Genomic DNA, 17590 nt, shown 5'->3' with positions numbered 1-17590 from the left:
AGGATATCAAGACACTATTAAGTGTGTCACCATATCAATGCTGCAAAGTTCACAAAACTAAACTTCTCTGTAAGGAAAATTTGTGATGCTAGTTATTTATACACATACCTTTGCAGTCAAATTTGGCAACGAGCAATTGCTTGGTAATATGCAGAACCACTCAAAAACCGCTTTACCCCCCACCACCCAAAACCTAACCATTTGGGGCAACGGAAGCCATCTCCTTCAAACTTATTCCAGCTTGAAAATGCCCGCCTCTAAAACGAAAGCTCTGACCTAGACAACCAAGAAAGAAGCTGATTATTGCGAACTGTTAAGCCATCATATACAACACCGCACATGGGATTTTCATCTTTACATTTTTCTGGACACTCACTAAAGGCAAAACTTAAAGCGTCACGTTCATTGACACAACACCAAGGCCGCAATAAAAATACTGAATATTAAAATAGATGCCCCCCCGATGACTCAACCTCGCCACTCACAAACCTCTCTCGACGCGACACCTTACTATCACTGTGTCTGCCGCTGTATTTCTTTGTGGAACAGATGCTCAGTCAGGACAGGATTACGAGCACCGGCGCCAGTGGATTGAAACCAGGATGCAGGAATTGACCGATATCTTTTCCCTGGATATTGCCGCCTATGCGGTGATGAGCAATCACTACCATATCGCGCTCTATATCGATACCAAAACAGCCAAATCCTGGTCTGATACTGAGGTTATTACCCGTTGGCAGGCGCTATTCAAAGCTTCCAGCTTGGCTCAGCGCTTTATTCAGGGCGAAGCTCTGGATCGCAGTGAAAAGGACAAGCTTAATGAACAGGTCAGCCTGTGGCGGGAAAGGTTGATGGATATCAGCTGGTTTATGCGCTGCTTGAACGAGTCGATTGCCCGCCAGGCCAATACAGAAGATCGTTGTACTGGTCGTTTCTGGGAGGACCGCTTTAAGTCTCAAGCACTATTGGATGAAAGCGCCCTGGCCACCTGTATGGCCTATGTCGACCTCAATCCCATCCGCGCCGATATGGCGAAGACTCCAGAAGATTCTGATTACACTTCCATCCAACAACGCATTCGCGCTGCCGTTTCCAGTGAGCAACCGAAAGGGCTACTTCCTTTTGTAGGCGACGAGCGCCTCAATATGCCGAAAGGATTGCCGTTTCAACTGGATCGCTATTTGGAGCTGGCAGACTGCCCCCTACGTCAAGATAGTTGCACCATGTAATAACAGTTGTATGAAAATGGCCCTTTTATGGGCGGCACAGATGTCGCGCTACAACTCCGGCCAGTAGAGTGGGATGAATTAATCGGAAGAGCTATCGCGGTTAAATCACGAGGACTGTCTAACACCTCAGGAAGAGAAGAAAACACTACCCTTGAGACGCTCTATGAGCACACCCCTGCACGCTCGTTATCGGCAGCCATGCCTTAAACGAAAAAAACCGGCGGCCTTGCGGCTGCCGGTTTTTTAAAACTATCAGCCGGAATTAAATGCCCAGCTCTTCGATCAGGCGATCCGGCGGCAGGTAACCGGGAACAACCCGGCCATCTTCCATCACTATCGTCGGCGTACCGCGCACATCGATAGCCTCATTGCCCAGCTTGTACTGAGCCGCAACAGGGTTTGATTTACACACATCCAACGGCACATTTTCACGGTTCTTAAGTGCTGTCAGGGCCTTGTTGCTGTCATCGGCACACCAGGCGGTCGCCAGCTTGCGGTAGCCCAGGGAGTTGAGGCCGCCGCGCGGGAATGCCAGGTAGCGCACCTCGATGCCGCGCTTGTTCAACTCGGGCACATCCTGGTGCAGCTTGCGGCAGTAACCGCAGTCTACATCGGTAAATACATAGACACTCGCCTTGGTCTCCCCCTCTGGGGAAAAGACGATCATATCCTCTTTATCCAACTCGCCCATCACTTCGGCGCGTCGCGTCGCTCGACGCTGCTCGGAGAGATTGGCAACGCCACTGCTCTGCACCTGGAAGAGATCACCGTGGACAAAGTAATTGCCATCTGCGGAGACAAAGACCGTGGTACTGGTACCGTCAATATCCACTTCATAAAGGCCCTTGATCGGGCTCTCACGCACCTCTCCGTAGGCCATCTGCGGGCTGCTCGCCTCGAGGCGCGTCTTGATAGTTTTTGCCACTCCCGCATCGACTTCCGCCAAGGCCGCCGTAGAACCTATCAGACTGAGTAGTGCTCCAGCGATCGCCAGCGGCTTCTTGATAAGCGTCATTACCAATTGCTCCTTAAATTCTCATTGGGCTTCGACTTAATCGTCGGCCTTCAGTTCCAGCCAGTATGGCAACTGTTTACCGCTGCGAACCTATTTGGCACGTTTTAACATATCCAGGCACCCCGAGCTATGTAAAACACCGCAAGACGTGAGCACTTTAGCGAAACCTGGCGCACTGCGCCAATCGGCCTCTGCCAGAGGGCTCAAAAAGCGCCGGCACAATCCCATTATTGCCAACCCACAAACAAAAAGGCCGAAGCATATGCTTCGGCCTTTTTCTGCGTCCAAGGAGAGCTTAGTTGAGCTTCTCTTTGATACGTGCAGCTTTACCAGTCAGGCTGCGGAGGTAGTACAGCTTGGCCTGGCGCACGTCACCGCGACGCTTAACCTTGAGGCTGTCAACCAGCGGGCTGTGAGTCTGGAAAGTACGCTCAACGCCAACACCGTGGGAAATTTTACGCACGGTGAAGGAGGAGTTCAGACCACGGTTGCGCTTAGCGATAACCACGCCTTCAAACGCCTGCAGACGCTCGCGGTTGCCCTCTTTTACTTTTACCTGAACGATTACGGTGTCGCCCGGTGCGAAGGGAGGTACTTCGCTCTTCAGCTGTTCCTGCTCCAGCTGCTGGATAATTTTGTTAGTCATTTGGATCGCTCCCAAATACAGATTGTGTAGCTTCTCAGCTAGTTCACCGAACTACTCGCGCCTCCCGGCGAATTCGGCCTCAATGTTCTTCGAGCTTCTGTTCCCGCTGGATTTCGTCCAGCAACAACTTCTGCTCATCGCTCAGCGCCAACCCTTGCAATAAATCCGGGCGTCGCTGTTGCGTGCGCGCCAATGCCTGTTTCAGGCGCCAGCGGCGTATTCTTTCATGGTTGCCGGAAAGCAATACTTCCGGTACCGCTACTCCCCGATATTGTTCCGGTCGGGTGTAGTGTGGGCAGTCCAGCAGGCCAGAGGAGAAAGAGTCCTCAACCGCCGATTGGTTGTGTCCAAGCGCGCCGGGAATCAGGCGGGTAATAGCATCCACCATCACCATCGCGGCCAATTCGCCACCGCTGAGGACATAGTCACCAATGGACCACTCCTCGTCGATCATAGACTCGACGATACGCTCATCCACACCTTCGTAGCGCCCCGCCAACAACACCAGGTTGCCAGCTGCGGACAGCTGCTCCACTCCACCCTGGTCGAGCTGTCGACCCTGGGGAGACATGTAGATACTGCGCACAGATTCGCCGTCTTCACCAGCCCAAACTCGAGCAGCCTCGAGAGCCTGGTAAAGGGGCTCAGCTAACATCACCATGCCCGGTCCGCCGCCGTAGGGGCGATCGTCCACAGTCCGGTGCCTGTCACTGGTAAAATCCCGAGGATTCCAACAGCGAACTTCTAACAGACCGTCTTTCACAGCCCGTCCGCTGACGCCATACTCGGTCAATGCGGCAAACATCTCCGGAAAAATGCTCACCAGAGCGATTCTTTTCGCCATCGCTCCAACGCCTTAAAAAGCCGGGTCCCAGTCGACGGTAATTACACCGACTTCCAGGTCAATATTGGTAATAAACTGATCGGGCAGGTAGGGAATCAAGCGCTCGCGCTTATCCGTCCCACCGCGCACCACCATCACATCGTTGGCGCCAGTTTCCATCATGCGAGCGACGCTACCAAAGTCGTGATCTTCGCCATCGAAATGGCTGATAACCTTCAATCCCTCGAGCTGGTGCCAGTAATACTCACCCTGCTCAAGCTCAGGCATCAATTCACGAGCTACAGCAATATCGCGCTGGCAAAGTCGAGCCGCCAAATCGCGGTCATCAATGCCTTTCACATGCACAATCAAGCCCTTGCCGTGACGCTTGCCGGCGTCAACTTCGAGAGCTTCCCAACCTTTCGGCCCCTGCAAGCGCCAATTAGGGAACTGCAGGATGTTGTCCATCGGCTCGGTATAGGAGTGAACCTTGACCCAGCCGCGCACACCATAAACGGTAGTAACGCGCCCAACCGTGACCAACTCTTCGGAAGGTTTTCCGTTATCTGTCACAGGAGCACCACTTACGCGCAAATTAAGCAGATTCTTTCAGAAGCTTGCCGACGCGGTCAGAAACCTGTGCGCCACGACCCAGCCAGAAATCAACGCGCTCGCGATCAACACGCAGACGCTCTTCCTGACCACGGGCAACCGGGTTGAAGAAACCAACACGCTCAATGAAACGACCGTCGCGAGAGTTGCGGCTGTCGGTAACGGTCAGATGATAAAACGGGCGCTTTTTAGCACCACCACGGGCCAAACGAATGGTTACCATGTAACTTTCCTATAGATTCAACACTAGGCGACCGCACTAAGCAGTCACCACAACAACTTTTTACCGGCAGCAGGGCCGGCAGAAAGGCGGCGTATTCTAATGTACCACCCCAGATTTGTATAGGGTCGTCAAGCCGCCCCGGGAGCCGCCGCTCTCTATTTCTTTTTCATGCCCGGTGGCAGGCCGCCGGGCATTCCACCCATCCCCCCCATACCGCCGGGCATGCCGCCACCCATACCGGGCAGGCCGCCGAGACCGCGCATCATCTTGCCCATGCCGCCGCCCTTGAGCTTCTTCATCATTTTGCCCATCTGCTTGTGCTGCTTGAGCAGGCGATTCAGGTCCTGCAGCTGGGTGCCGGAACCGGCGACGATACGGCGCTTGCGCGAACCGTTGAGCAGCTCGGGATTGCGGCGCTCGGCGGGTGTCATGGAGGAGATCAATGCATCCATACGCTTGAATTCTTTGCCCATGTCGGCCTGCTGTGCAGCCTGCGCCACACCGCCCATACCGGGCATTTTCTCCAGCAGGGAGCCGAAGCCACCCATATTTTGCATCTGTTGCAGCTGATCGCGCAGGTCTTCCAGGTCGAAGCCTTTACCCTTCTGGACCTTCTTAACCAGCTTTTCAGCTTTCTCTTTATCGATCTTCTGCTCCGCCTCTTCAATCAGAGACAGAATGTCACCCATCCCCAGAATACGGGAGGCGATACGATCCGGGTGGAAGGTTTCCAGGGCGTCGGTCTTTTCGCCGACACCGATAAACTTAATCGGCTTGCCGGTAACATGGCGCACGGAGAGGGCGGCACCACCGCGGGCATCGCCGTCGGCCTTGGTGAGAATCACACCGGTCAGCGGCAGCGCATCGTTAAAGGCGCTTGCGGTATTCACCGCGTCCTGACCGATCATGGCGTCGATCACAAACAGGGTCTCTGCCGGGTTCAACTCGCTGTGCAGCTCACGGATCTCATCCATCAGCTCGGAATCCACATGCAGTCGGCCCGCCGTATCCACAATCAGCACATCGGCAAATTGTTTGCGCGCGGCATCGACAGCGCCCTTGGCAATATCCAGCGGCTTCTGTTCAGCGGTAGAGGGATAGAAGTGCGCTCCCACTTCGCCGGCCAGAGTTTCCAGCTGCTTGATCGCGGCGGGGCGGTACACGTCCGCACTCACCACCATAACTTTTTTCTTTTCGCGCTCTTGCAGGTATTTGGCCAGCTTGGCCACACTGGTAGTTTTACCGGCGCCCTGGAGGCCCGCCATCAGGATTACCGCCGGGGGTTGCACGGCGAGGTTGAGAGGCTCAGCCGCCGCGCCCATCACCTTAACCAGTTCATCCTGAACAATCTTGACGAACTGCTGCCCCGGATTCAGGGCCTTGCTAACCTTCTGTCCCACCGCTGCGGTGCGCACCTGCTGAACAAATGCTTTGACCACGGGCAGGGCGACATCCGCCTCCAACAGCGCCTTGCGCACTTCGCGCAAAGTATCGCGGATATTGTCATCCGTAAGGCGCGCTTTACCGGTAACTTTTTTTAAGGCCGCCGATAAGCGGTCACTCAGGTTGTCGAACATAAATTCGTCTCGATCTCTCCGTTTACGGACTCAACCCCAGTGCGGAGGGGCGCGAAATTAGGGGGAGCAAACTGCAACTCCCACTCTGAGGCGCGGCAGTATAGCCCAGGTCGCGTCACAGCCGAAATATCACCAAGCCTTCCTTGTTGCAACAGGCTGTGACACACTCCCGCCTTATCGCAACAATGAAGACACGGATTTACCCATGGCGGCTCTCGCCCACTGGATAGCTATCGCGCTCTACCTGGCCACAACAGTCGTTGCTGGTGCGGCCCTGGCCCGAAAACAACAGCCGGATTCCAAGCTACTTCTCAGCCTCTTGGCCGGTGCGCTTGTCACCCACGGAATATCTCTCGGGCATATGCTCTTTTCCCCCGAGGGCTACCGCTTCGATCTGCTGGCAATGCTCTCACTGATCTCCTGGGTAGTGAATTTTCTCCTGCTGATCCTGGCGGTCGGGCGGCCGCTGACACTGCTTATTCTTATCTTCGCACCGGTAGGCGCCGCCACCGAATTTGCCGCCTCTCATATTTGGGGCGCAGTCACACCACACCAACAGATTTCTGCGGGCATCGCCGTACACGCACTGCTGTCTATTTCCGCCTACTCGCTGTTAACCCTAGCCACATTGCAGGCGATCTACCTCTATTACCTTAACCAGCAGCTGCACAACCACCGGCCGGTGGGTGCCACCCGACTCCTGCCGCCACTACAGAGCATGGAGTCCCTACTGTTTGGCCTGATTACTTTCGGGCAACTGCTTTTGACCGTCTCCCTGCTGACCGGCTTTGTCTTTGTCGGCAACCTGTTCGAAGAGGGGCCGATCCACAAGACTATTCTCTCTATAGTCGCCTGGGCGCTTTACAGCATACTCCTGTGGGGGCACTGGCGGCTGGGCTGGAGAGGCAATACCGCCGTGCGCTGGACCCTGAGTGCTTTCGCCGCCCTACTGCTCGCTTATTTTGGCAGCAAGCTGGTTATGGAGGTTATCCTCCAGCGCGGATAGTCGAATATATGACTGCAAAACTTGCGGAGGTCGGCAATATGTTCCAATATCTCCGCTTGGAAATAAAAAGAGTTCTCCCTTGAACGAGATGCCAACGGGTCTGCTATTTGGTTTGCTGGCCCTATTGATAGTGATATCCGCCTTCTTCTCCAGCTCCGAAACCAGCATGATGGCGCTGAACCGCTATCGCCTGCGGCACCAAGCCAAGAGCGGGCATCGCGGGGCCAAACGGGCCATGGAGCTGCTCGCGCGCCCGGATAAATTGATCGGCGTTATCCTGATCGGCAACAACCTGGTCAATATTCTCGCTTCGGTTATCGCCGGTGCTGTTTTCACCCAACTGTATGGCGACGCCGGCCTCTTCTATGCCACCGGTGCACTCACCATCGTTATTCTTATCTTTGCGGAAGTCACTCCAAAAACGATTGCCGCTTTGCACCCGGAAAGAGTAGCGTTCCCAGCGTCCTTAGTTTTGCGTCCACTACAGTGGCTCCTGACACCGTTTGTATTGCTCGTAGGTGGCATCTCCAACGGGCTTGCACGCCTGGTGGGTGTAGAGGCAACTGCCGGCAGTGAAGCGGAGCACCTGGCCCCCGAAGAACTTCGAACCGTGGTGTTCGAATCCGGCGCCCTACTTCCCAGCAAACACAAAGGCATGCTGCTCAACGTGCTGGATCTGGATCAGGCGACCGTTGAAGATATTATGATCCCGCGCAATGAAGTTGTGGGGATCGATCTGGAAAATAGCGCCGAGCAGATTCTGCAACAACTGTCGGAAAGTTCTTACACTCGCCTTCCGGTATATCGGGGCGATATCAATCAGGTGGTGGGCATTCTCCATCTGCGCAAGGCCGCACAAATACTGCGCGACGGGCCGGAGCACTTAACCGCAGAGCGCCTCAACTCTTTTACCGATGAGCCCTACTTTGTCCCCGAGGCAACACCGCTCCCCACCCTGCTGATGAACTTCCAGAAAACCAAACGCCGCATGGGACTGGTGGTAGACGAGTACGGAGAGGTGATGGGTATTGTCACCCTGGAGGACCTCCTGGAAGAGATTGTCGGCGATTTTACCGCAAGCCCGGTGCCCAGTGACGACGAGGAAATAGTCGCGATAGAGGACGGCTGGTATATGATCGAAGGCGGCACCTCTATTCGCGATATCAATCGCACCCTGGACTGGGAGCTGCCCACCGACGGACCGAAAACCTTTAACGGCCTGGCGATGGAGCACCTTGAGAGTATTCCCGACGGCAATATCAGCCTGTATATCCTCAATTACCTGGTGGAAATTGAGGAGGTATCCGACAAGATGATCACCCGGGCCAGAGTCAAGCGAATCGACAAGTAGCCCCAAGGCTAGCTGTCACTCGCCGCCTTCCAGCAAGCGCCTGACCGGGGCGAAGCTGGTGCGGTGTATCGGGCTCGGCCCCTGCACCTGCAAAGCCTCCATATGCGCCTTGGTGGGATAGCCCTTGTGGCCCGCAAGGCCGTAGCCGGGATGCTCGGAATCCAACGCCACCATCTCTCTATCCCGGGTCACCTTGGCTAATATAGACGCGGCCCCAATGGCAGCGACGCGACCATCGCCCTTTACAACCGTGTCACAGGGGTAATCCCAATTCGGTTTTTTATTGCCATCCACCAGCACAAATTCAGGCTGTACGGATAACTGGGCCACCGCTCTGTGCATCGCCAGCAGGCTCGCCTGCAAAATATTTAACTGGTCGATTTCGGCAACAGTGGCACGGGCTATGGAGTAACTGAGTGCTCGCTCACAAATCTCATCAAAAAGCTGCTCGCGCTTTTTCTCAGTCAGCTTCTTCGAGTCCGCCAGCCCTACTATAGACTTCTTCGGGTCGAGGATTACAGCCGCCGCCACCACGTCGCCGGCCAGAGGGCCGCGCCCGACCTCATCGACACCGGCTATCAATTCGCCCTTGAAAGGGCAGACATAGGGGGGTAATTCTTTCTTACTGCTCATAATTTACTACTGCTTATCGGATTCGGACTCTGCATCCAACAGGCCCAGCACTGCATCCGCAGCCCGCTCAGAAGCGTTGCGTCTCAACTGCTGATGCATCTCAAAAAATTCGCGCTGCAAATGATCCCCGAGAAGCGGGTCGTCAAAGTATCGCATCAACGCCGCACCGAGATTTTCCGGGATCGCATCATTTTGCAAAATTTCCGGGACCAACTCTTTTTGCGCTAACAAATTCGGCAGGGAGACCCACGGGGTATGCAGCATCCGCGAGACGATCATAGATGTCAGTCGCCCCAGCTTATAGGTAACAACCATCGGTTTTTTTAGCAGCATGGTTTCAAGGGTTGCAGTGCCCGATGCGATAAGCACGCAATCGGCTGCGGAAACCGCCCGCCTCGACTGCCCATCTAACAGCGTAATCGGCAGCTCAGGGTAATCTTTTAGCTGCTCTTCAATTTCCACCATACGCTGCTGGCTGGCAGCGGGGATAACAAATTTAATATCCGGGTGGCGCTGATGGCACCAGCGCGCCGTTTGCAAAAACAGCGGCCCGAGCATGCGGACCTCGCCGCCGCGACTGCCCGGCAACAGGGCAATGACCCGGTCGTCCCTCTCAAAACCCAGCGCCTTGCGCTCGCTGACAGTATCTACCTGAAGAGGGATTTCATCGGCCAGGGGGTGGCCAACAAAGGTAACCGGCACCTGGTTTTCCCGATAAAATTTCGCCTCAAACGGGAGCAGCGTCAGCATATGATCCACAGCGCGGGCGATTTTTTTAATCCGCCCCTGCCGCCAGGCCCAAACCGAAGGGCTGACATAGTGAACCGTGGGAATACCCTCCGCCTTCAGCGCAGCCTCAAGGGTCAGGGTAAAATCCGGCGAATCCACGCCGATAAACAGATCCGGTGGGTTGTCGGTAAAATGGCGGCGCAGGGACCTGCGGATTTTCAACAGCTCCGGAAGGCGCTTCAGGGGTTCAACCAAGCCCATTACCGACAGCCGCTCCATGGGGAATAAGCTCTCAGCCCCCAACACCAGCATTCGCGGCCCGGCAATGCCCTCAAACTGCACATTGGGAAGCCGCGCCTTTAATGCGGCCATCAAACCAGAACCGAGGATATCCCCCGACGCTTCACCGACAACAATACCAATTCGTATCGGCTTATTTTTTTCTGACACGCCTAAATCCCTCCTCTCAGGGAGCCGTTAGCTTTAGTAATTGGGAGCTTGCATAAATTGCAATTGGAGCCGCACGGCGCGGCCCCACAAAGAAGTGAACTAGCGGACAATGCCGCGAGTAGCAGACTGCAAAGAGTCTATCCACGGCTGAATAACGGGAGACTGTTCGCGCAACTCAGTCAGGGCCTGTAGCGCCTCTTGCGTAGTGAGACCGCGACGATAAACGGTCTTGTAGGCTTTGTTGATCAGGGCAATATCTTCCCGCGAGAAACCCCGTCGGCGCAGTCCCTCCGCATTGATCGTCTTCGCCTCGGCCGGGTTTCCGGCAACCATGACATAGGCGGGCACATCTTTGCCAATTGCAGCACCCATGCCCAGGAAAGCGTGCTCTCCCACTGTGCAGTTCTGGTGAACCAGACTGTAGCCACTCAGGATCGCCCAGTCTTTCACAATAACGTGACCGGCCAGGCCACAGTTATTCACCAGAATCGTGTGATTGCCAACAACACTATCGTGGCCGATATGGGCATAAGCCATAATCAGGTTGTCGTTGCCGATCGTAGTCTCGCCCCGGTCCTGAACCGTACCGCGATGGATAGTAACCCCCTCGCGAATCACGTTATTGTCGCCTATAACGAGGGTTGTCTCCTCGCCGCGATATTTTTTGTCCGGGGTGTCCTGCCCTACAGAGGCAAACTGGTAGATACGATTATTCTTTCCCAGCTTGGTCGGTCCGCTGAGTACGACGTGGGAGGCAATATCACAGCCATCACCTATCTCCACACCGGCTTCAATAATGGTGTAAGCACCGATACTCACCCCGGAACCAATTACTGCCGTAGGGTCGACAATAGCTGTAGGGTGGATACTTGTCTGCATTCTGGAATCTACTCCTCGACATTAATCGTAGAGGGTAACCTGTACCCTAAACATAAAAGCAGCCCGCAAAACCATAGGCCATGGTTATTTAGCGGGCTCTAGCGCGCTATGCGACCTCTTTAACCGCACACAGGATCTCAACCGAAGCCGCCAACTCGCCATCAACACTGGCTTTACAGGCGAATTTCCAGATATTTCTGCGTACAGATACCGCTTCAGATTCGAGCTCAAGGCGGTCACCCGGGATAACCTGACGCTTAAAGCGCGCCTTATCCACCCCGCCAAACAGATACAGGTATCCATCTTCCGGTTTTTTCCCCAATGTCTTAAACCCGAGGACTCCCGAAAGCTGGGCCAGGGCCTCAACAATCATCACTCCCGGGAAAATAGGCATTTCCGGAAAGTGGCCATTAAACACTTCTTCATTAGCAGAAATGTTTTTATAACCTTTTATATACTTTCCTTCCTCGAGTTCGACAACGCGATCCACCAATAAAAAAGGATAACGGTGCGGCAGGTACTCGCGAATTTCACGTACATCCATCATTCCAAACGTCCCCAGAAACCACTTCGGGGCGTAAAACGCCCCGAAAACAACAAAGCCAAATTTAATTAATCAATAAACTCAGCCGCCGCCCTCGTCTTTTGAGGACAGCGCCTGAAGCTGTTTTTCCATCTCTTTCAATCTGCGCGCCATTTTGTCCAGCTGGCCAAAACGCACAGCGTTGCGGCGCCAGGTAGCACTATCAGCAAAGGATAGCGCCCCCGAATAGTTGCCAGTATGCGGTATCGACTTAGTAACAAATGTGTTGCCTGTCACCTGACAGCCATCTGCAATTGTTATATGTCCGTTAATACGGCTGCAACCACCGAGAAGACAGTGCTTCCCTATCACGGCACTACCGGCAATTACGGCACTACCGGCAATGGCCGTGTAGTCACCAATCTTCACATTGTGCGCGATTTGAACCAGATTGTCGATCTTGACTCCCCGCCCAATAATCGTATCGCCCAGCGCCCCACGGTCCACACAGGTATTGGCTCCAATTTCCACATCTTCGCCAATCCGCACCCCGCCGAGCTGATGGATTTTCACCCAGTCGCCTTTGTTCGGTGCAAAGCCAAAACCATCGGCACCAATAACCGTTTGGCTGTGAATAATGCTTCGCGCTCCCACTGAACAGCCGTGGTGAACAACCACGCCGGCATATAAGCGCGCACCTGCACCGATCAGGCTACTCTCCCCCACAAAGCAATTGGCTCCCACAATCGCACCGGGCTCCAGCTTTGCATGGGCCTCAACCACGGCGCCGGGGCCGACGCTGGCGCCGGCACCAATCTCGGCCTCGGGGTGAACCACGGCGGCGGGATGGATGCCGGCAGGTGCCTCGGGGGTGGTATCGAACAGGGCCGTTGCGCGGGCAAAGGCCAGATAGGGGTCGGTAACACACAGAGCGGCTACCGGACACTCATCTACAAACTCCTCCGCAACCAGTACCGCACCGGCACCGGTCGTTTTCAGGAAGCGTCGATAATTGGGGCTGGCGAGGAACGCCAGCTGCTCAGCCCCCGCATCCTGCAAGGTATTTAACCCCAGGATTTCTCGATCCGGGTCTGAACCGGGTGCCAAGCGCAGCTCGGCACCCAACTCTTGCGCCAACTGGGCAAGGGAAAAACGCTCTTTCATATAGGGCTATCGACTTATTTGGCCGCGTTCATGCGATCAATAAGCGTCTTGGTCAGGTCGACACTGGGGCTTACATAGTAGGCAGTGTTGGAATCCAGTACCACGTCGAGCTTCTGCTCCTTAATCAGTGCGTCCAGGGCTTCTCTCGCCTTCGGTGCCATCGCCGACTGGATTTCCTGCCCAACCTGGGCCTCCATAGCGCGCAGTTTCTTCGCAGTGGTCTCAAAATCTGAGCGCTGGAAGTTCATTTTGCGCTGGTATTCGCTCTTCTGCTCATCCGACCAGGTCACGCTATTTTTCTGCGCGTCTTCCGCCATCTTTTGCAGCTCCGCTCGAATAGATTCGGCGCTGCTTTGCAGTTTGGAGTATTCAGAGCTGGTTTTCAGCGAATTTACCTTGGTCTTGGCGGCGTCGGTGCTCATGATCGCAGCCTGTATATTCAGCACCGCAACCTTGGTCTGTGCCAGCGCTGCGCCGGACAAGGTCATACCTGCGAGTAGTATTGCAACAATTTTTACATTCTTAAGCACGTCGGTCTCTCCAATAGACTTTATTGTAATTGCGCTGTTATACGCTTAATTTACCCTATCTGACAAGGTTAGAAGCTGTTACCCAGAGTGAACTGGAATACTTCCACATCGTCATCTTCATTTTTCTTCAGCGGTTTGGCCAAGCTAAAGGTCAGCGGACCAAACCCGGTAATCCAGGTCAAGCCAATACCCGCAGAAACGTTCATTTTACCAAAGTCCACATCGTAACAGTTGATCTGGGTATCACCACAGCTGGTATCAAAAACGTTACCCGCATCGATAAAGAAAGCCGACTGGAGTGAGCGCTGATCTTTAATAAACGGCAGTGGGAAAATCACTTCGGCACTACCTTCGATTAGGATATTGCCGCCGAAGGGGTCTGCGTCATCGTAAGTATATGTCTCCAGATTCCCATCATCATCGACCAGATAGCAAGACCAGGTTATCTCCTCACCATCTGTTGAGCAGGGAGCAAACGTGGTGGATGAATCGTCAACACCATCACCATCGGAGTCATAGTAGAAAGGAGTCAATCCTACTGCAGGAGTAGAGCGAGGCCCCAAAGTATTGCGCTCAAACCCGCGCACAGAGCCAAAGCCACCGGCATAGAAATTCTTAAAGAACGGCAGCTCGTCGAGATCGCCAAAACCGTCGCCGTAGCCCAGGCGAGTGCGCAAACGCAAAGTCAGGCTTCTAGTCAAGGGGCGGAAGTACTGGGCCGTATAAATCAGCTTATAGTACTCGAGGTCACTGCCGGGCAGGGTGAATTCCAGCGAGAGATTCTGCGAGGCGCCGCGAGTTGCCAAAACGCCCCTATTTAAAGTGGAGCGCGCATAGGAAGCCGTAAACCCAACGCTATTAAATGCATCGCCATAGCGATCGATAAAACCGTCTGCAGTGGGAAACAGATCGTCAGTTAATGACATATCCAGGCCTTCTGCCGCTGTGCCGTCCACCCAATCGTCATAAACGGTAGTGGCATTAGTTTGTGTAATAACGCCAGTCGCACCCTCATCGGCCTGTGGGGTTGTAACTATCTCCTGTACGGAGTAGCTCGAGGCCGATAGCTCCAGGTGATTAAAGTTAATATTCAGGCCAACGCGGGAGATTTCCGACATCGGGTAACCAAAGCTAACCCCACCACCGTAAGTCGTGGTGTTGTAGTCGGACAGGTTTACCTCGGAGTAATCATTTTCTGTATAGAAAACACTAAAACCGCGGCTCACCCCATCGGGGGTGAAATAGGGGTCCAGGTAGGAAAAGTTCAGCGAGGTTTGATAGGTTGAGGCATTCAAGCCAATACCCACCGACTTGCCCGTACCCAGCCAGTTATTTTCCTGGATATTGGCGCCCAGTACCAAACCGCTGCTCTGGGCCCAACCGATAGTACCGCCAATTGAACCCGAGGGCTGCTCTTCAACGGTGTATTCAACATCAATCTGATCAGAGGTACCCGGTACCTCTGTGGTCTCTACAGCAACTTCCTTAAAGTAGCCCAGGCGCTCAAGGCGAACTTTGGATTGCTCTATACGCGCCGAGGAAGCTGAAGCGGATTCCATCTGGCGCATCTCGCGGCGCAGCACTTCATCTGTAGTGCGAGTGTTGCCGCGGAAATTGATTCGGCGAACATAGGCCCGCTTGCCGGGATTGATAAAGAAGGTGATTTTTACCGTTTTCTCTTCTTTATTTGGCTCAGGAATACCGTTAACTTCGGCAAAGGTGTAGCCCTCATTGCCCAGGCGCTTGGTAATGTAATCGGAAGTGGTGGTCATGCGCACCTGGGAAAAAGTCTGCCCCTCTCGCACCAGCAGCAGGCGCTTAACTTCTTCTTCGGGAATAATCGGATCACCGGCCAAGTCCACTTCGCTAATGGTGTAGACATCGCCCTCACTCACATTGACCGTGATAAAAACGCTCTCTTTATCCGGGCTCAGGGAAACCTGGGTGGAGTCAATTTTAAAGTCCAGGTAGCCGCGATCCAGATAGTAGGATTCGAGGCGCTCCAAATCCCCGGTCAGCTTTTCACGGGAATACTTGTCATCACTGCGCAGCCAGGACAACCAGCCGGTGGTTTGCAGCTCGAAAATATCTCCCAGCTCTTCATCGGAAAACACCTCATTGCCAACAATATTGATGTGCTTAATTGCAGCAACTGACCCTTCATCAACAATAACCCGGAGTTCAACTTGGTTGCGCGGCAGCTCTTTGACCTCTGTTTTGACACTGGCGTCATAGCGGCCCTGAGCAACGTATTGACGCTGCAGCTCCTGGGCCAGCCCTTCAAGGGTCGCGCGCTTAAAAATCTGACCCTCGGCAAGGCCGTTTTCCTTCATCCCCTTTAACAGGTCTTCAGTTCCGATCGCCTTGTTGCCAGTGATATTGATCTTGGAAATTGCAGGGCGCTCGCGCACAGTGATAACCAGGACACCATTTTCCTGGCCGATCTGGATATCCTCAAAGTAGCCGGTACGAAACAGGGCCCGGGTAGCGCTCTGAATCTCCAGGGCCTCCACCTCATCACCGACTCGCACAGGGAGCGCAGAGAATACGGTACCGGCAGAGACGCGCTGCAGCCCTTCCACACGAATATCATCAACCACAAATGATTGTGCTAAAGCACTGAGAGGCAGCGCCAGGCTAAGAGAAGCCGCTTTCAGGAAATGTTTCATCTACTAATTCCGAGTCTTTTTTATCGCAACAGAGGAGTTCGAACAAAAATACTGCCAACTCCCCAGTACACTTTTCCTCTCGCACTCCGTGCAGTAGGAACAATAGCGTTTTGCCGACTATAAACGCAAAATATCGTTATATAGAGCCAGCCCCATCATACAGAACACCAGAACCATCCCCACCAGCGAGCCGATTGTCTGTACTCGCTCTGACACAGGGGAGCCCTTGATCGCCTCAATACCGTAGTAAAGAAGGTGACCACCATCGAGTACCGGTATAGGTAAAAGGTTAAGTACACCCAGGCTAATACTGAGCAACGCCAGCAGTGACAAGAATGACTGCCATCCCGCTTCTGCGGAAGTGCCCGCCACTTTAGCAATGGTAATTGGGCCGCTCAAGTTTTTGGTCGACAGCTGCCCGAGCAGTAGTTTTTTCAAGCTGTTCAGGGTAAAAACCGTCTTGTCCCAGGTCTCCTGCAACCCCTTTGCCAGAGCGCCGCCTACCCCGTAGTGATAGACGCGAACCCGGTCCTCCGGCCAGGATTCGGACTGCGGCTGAACCCCCACCTGCCCGATAGTCTCACCATTCTCCAGCTTGACTTCTGCCGGTGTCACTGACACCTCAAGTATTTTGCCTTCGCGCTCAATCGCAATATCCATCGGCACGCCGGCGCGCGCTCTCACATACTCGCTCCACCCCTGGAACGATGAAAATTCACGGCCATCGGTGGAGACAATCTTGTCCCCGGCCTTGAGGCCCGCCGCAGCGGCCGGACTCCCTTCAACCACGCGGTAAAGGGTCATACTCACCGGCGGCGTCCACAGCTGTAGACCGATCTCGCCCAGCGGATCGGGAACTTCGCGGCCCGCCAGCCAGCGGTTGATATCCGCCACCATATGATATTCGAGGTTGGAATCCGGGTAGCGTACAGAAAATTCTATAGTGCCACTATCACCCAGGCGGTTTGCGAGACGCCAGTTGAGAGCCTGCCAGGTAGGCGTGGCCTCGCCATCGACCGCCACAATTTCCTGCCCCGGTTCAAGTCCCGCCGCTGCGGCGATGCTCTCGGGTGTAACAGATTTCACAATAGGTACCGGGCCCGCTGTACCACCGAGGAACACAGCCCAGAAAAAGACGATCGCCAAAAGAAAATTGGCGGCGGGACCGGCGGCGACAATCGCCATCCGCGCCCAGACACTCTTACTATTGAGTGCCCGATCCTGTTCTTCGGCAGCCACGGGACCCTCGCGCTCGTCGAGCATCTTGACATAGCCGCCCAGGGGAATTGCTGAAATGGTGAATTCTGTACCGTGGCGATCGTAGCGGGAGATCAGCCGGCGACCAAACCCCACAGAAAAGCGCAGCACCTTGACACCACACAGGCGCGCCACAAGAAAGTGCCCAAACTCGTGGAAAGACACCAGCACACCGAGAGCCACCAAGGCCCAGATTACTGTCTGAATTAGATCCATACTCAGCTACAACTTCTTGTCATACGCAATTTAACGGCCATTATACGCCGGGCAATAA

At 54.4% G+C, this 17590-nt stretch carries 18 protein-coding genes; 4 read left to right on the top strand and 14 right to left on the bottom strand.

Going from position 1 to position 17590, the window contains the following annotated elements:
• Positions 1-82: 82 nt before the first annotated feature.
• Both ACJJIK_RS21525 and ACJJIK_RS21520 read left to right on the top strand, forming a co-directional pair.
• Positions 83-280 (top strand): hypothetical protein, encoded by a 198-nt coding sequence (locus tag ACJJIK_RS21525; RefSeq protein WP_444943820.1) that lies wholly within the window; start codon positions 83-85, stop codon positions 278-280.
• 322 nt (positions 281-602) lie between these two features.
• Positions 603-1229, top strand: a complete 627-nt coding sequence (locus tag ACJJIK_RS21520) for a transposase (RefSeq protein ID WP_444931805.1) — start codon at positions 603-605, stop codon at positions 1227-1229.
• Positions 1230-1491: 262 nt separating this feature from the next.
• Here the strand turns inward: ACJJIK_RS21520 and ACJJIK_RS21515 are convergent, their stop codons facing one another.
• The 6 genes from ACJJIK_RS21515 to ffh form a co-directional block, all read right to left on the bottom strand.
• Positions 1492-2244 (bottom strand): DsbC family protein, encoded by a 753-nt coding sequence (locus tag ACJJIK_RS21515; RefSeq protein WP_444943819.1) that lies wholly within the window; start codon positions 2242-2244, stop codon positions 1492-1494.
• Positions 2245-2539: 295 nt separating this feature from the next.
• Positions 2540-2896, bottom strand: coding sequence for a 50S ribosomal protein L19 (rplS, locus tag ACJJIK_RS21510; protein ID WP_444932332.1), 357 nt, complete (start codon positions 2894-2896; stop codon positions 2540-2542).
• A gap of 73 nt (positions 2897-2969) precedes the next feature.
• Positions 2970-3734, bottom strand: a complete 765-nt coding sequence (gene trmD / locus ACJJIK_RS21505) for a tRNA (guanosine(37)-N1)-methyltransferase TrmD (protein ID WP_444943818.1) — start codon at positions 3732-3734, stop codon at positions 2970-2972.
• Positions 3735-3746: 12 nt separating this feature from the next.
• Positions 3747-4286, bottom strand: coding sequence for a ribosome maturation factor RimM (gene rimM / locus ACJJIK_RS21500; RefSeq protein WP_444931808.1), 540 nt, complete (start codon positions 4284-4286; stop codon positions 3747-3749).
• 22 nt (positions 4287-4308) lie between these two features.
• Positions 4309-4548 carry a 30S ribosomal protein S16 gene (gene rpsP, locus ACJJIK_RS21495; protein WP_444931809.1) on the bottom strand — a complete coding sequence of 80 codons (240 nt, stop codon included), beginning with the start codon at positions 4546-4548 and terminating at the stop codon, positions 4309-4311.
• Between the two features lie 155 nt (positions 4549-4703).
• Entirely contained in the window at positions 4704-6125 is a 1422-nt protein-coding gene (gene ffh, locus ACJJIK_RS21490) for a signal recognition particle protein (RefSeq protein WP_444931810.1), read from the bottom strand.
• Positions 6126-6330: 205 nt separating this feature from the next.
• Between ffh and ACJJIK_RS21485 the strand changes: the two genes are divergently transcribed.
• The gene (locus ACJJIK_RS21485; protein WP_444943817.1) at positions 6331-7131 is read left to right on the top strand and encodes a cytochrome C assembly family protein; all 801 of its coding nucleotides are present in this window, start codon (positions 6331-6333) and stop codon (positions 7129-7131) included.
• A 79-nt stretch (positions 7132-7210) separates the two neighbouring features.
• Positions 7211-8482, top strand: coding sequence for an HlyC/CorC family transporter (locus tag ACJJIK_RS21480; RefSeq protein WP_444943816.1), 1272 nt, complete (start codon positions 7211-7213; stop codon positions 8480-8482).
• Positions 8483-8497: 15 nt separating this feature from the next.
• Here the strand turns inward: ACJJIK_RS21480 and rnhB are convergent, their stop codons facing one another.
• The 8 genes from rnhB to rseP all read right to left on the bottom strand — a co-directional run bounded on the left by rnhB (position 8498) and on the right by rseP (position 17532).
• On the bottom strand, positions 8498-9115 hold the full coding sequence (gene rnhB, locus ACJJIK_RS21475; RefSeq protein WP_444943815.1) for a ribonuclease HII: 618 nt from the start codon (positions 9113-9115) through the stop codon (positions 8498-8500).
• 6 nt (positions 9116-9121) lie between these two features.
• Complete coding sequence (gene lpxB, locus ACJJIK_RS21470) at positions 9122-10294, bottom strand: lipid-A-disaccharide synthase (protein WP_444943814.1); 1173 nt, start codon at positions 10292-10294, stop codon at positions 9122-9124.
• 99 nt (positions 10295-10393) lie between these two features.
• The gene (lpxA, locus tag ACJJIK_RS21465; protein WP_444931815.1) at positions 10394-11173 is read right to left on the bottom strand and encodes an acyl-ACP--UDP-N-acetylglucosamine O-acyltransferase; all 780 of its coding nucleotides are present in this window, start codon (positions 11171-11173) and stop codon (positions 10394-10396) included.
• A gap of 106 nt (positions 11174-11279) precedes the next feature.
• Positions 11280-11720: a 3-hydroxyacyl-ACP dehydratase FabZ gene (fabZ, locus tag ACJJIK_RS21460; RefSeq protein WP_444931816.1), complete on the bottom strand. Its 441-nt coding sequence runs from the start codon at positions 11718-11720 to the stop codon at positions 11280-11282.
• A gap of 78 nt (positions 11721-11798) precedes the next feature.
• Positions 11799-12860, bottom strand: a complete 1062-nt coding sequence (gene lpxD / locus ACJJIK_RS21455) for a UDP-3-O-(3-hydroxymyristoyl)glucosamine N-acyltransferase (RefSeq protein ID WP_444943813.1) — start codon at positions 12858-12860, stop codon at positions 11799-11801.
• Positions 12861-12874: 14 nt separating this feature from the next.
• A complete protein-coding gene (locus ACJJIK_RS21450) occupies positions 12875-13390 on the bottom strand; it encodes an OmpH family outer membrane protein (protein WP_444943812.1) in 516 nt (171 codons plus the stop codon).
• 68 nt (positions 13391-13458) lie between these two features.
• Positions 13459-16059, bottom strand: coding sequence for an outer membrane protein assembly factor BamA (bamA, locus tag ACJJIK_RS21445; protein ID WP_444943811.1), 2601 nt, complete (start codon positions 16057-16059; stop codon positions 13459-13461).
• A gap of 117 nt (positions 16060-16176) precedes the next feature.
• Positions 16177-17532 carry an RIP metalloprotease RseP gene (rseP, locus tag ACJJIK_RS21440; RefSeq protein WP_444931820.1) on the bottom strand — a complete coding sequence of 452 codons (1356 nt, stop codon included), beginning with the start codon at positions 17530-17532 and terminating at the stop codon, positions 16177-16179.
• Positions 17533-17590 lie beyond the last annotated feature (58 nt).

The sequence above is a fragment of the Microbulbifer regidiadema (SeqCode) genome, from assembly GCF_052466995.1.
Note: the sequence above shows the minus strand (reverse complement) of the source record. Positions and strands in the feature narration are given on the sequence as shown.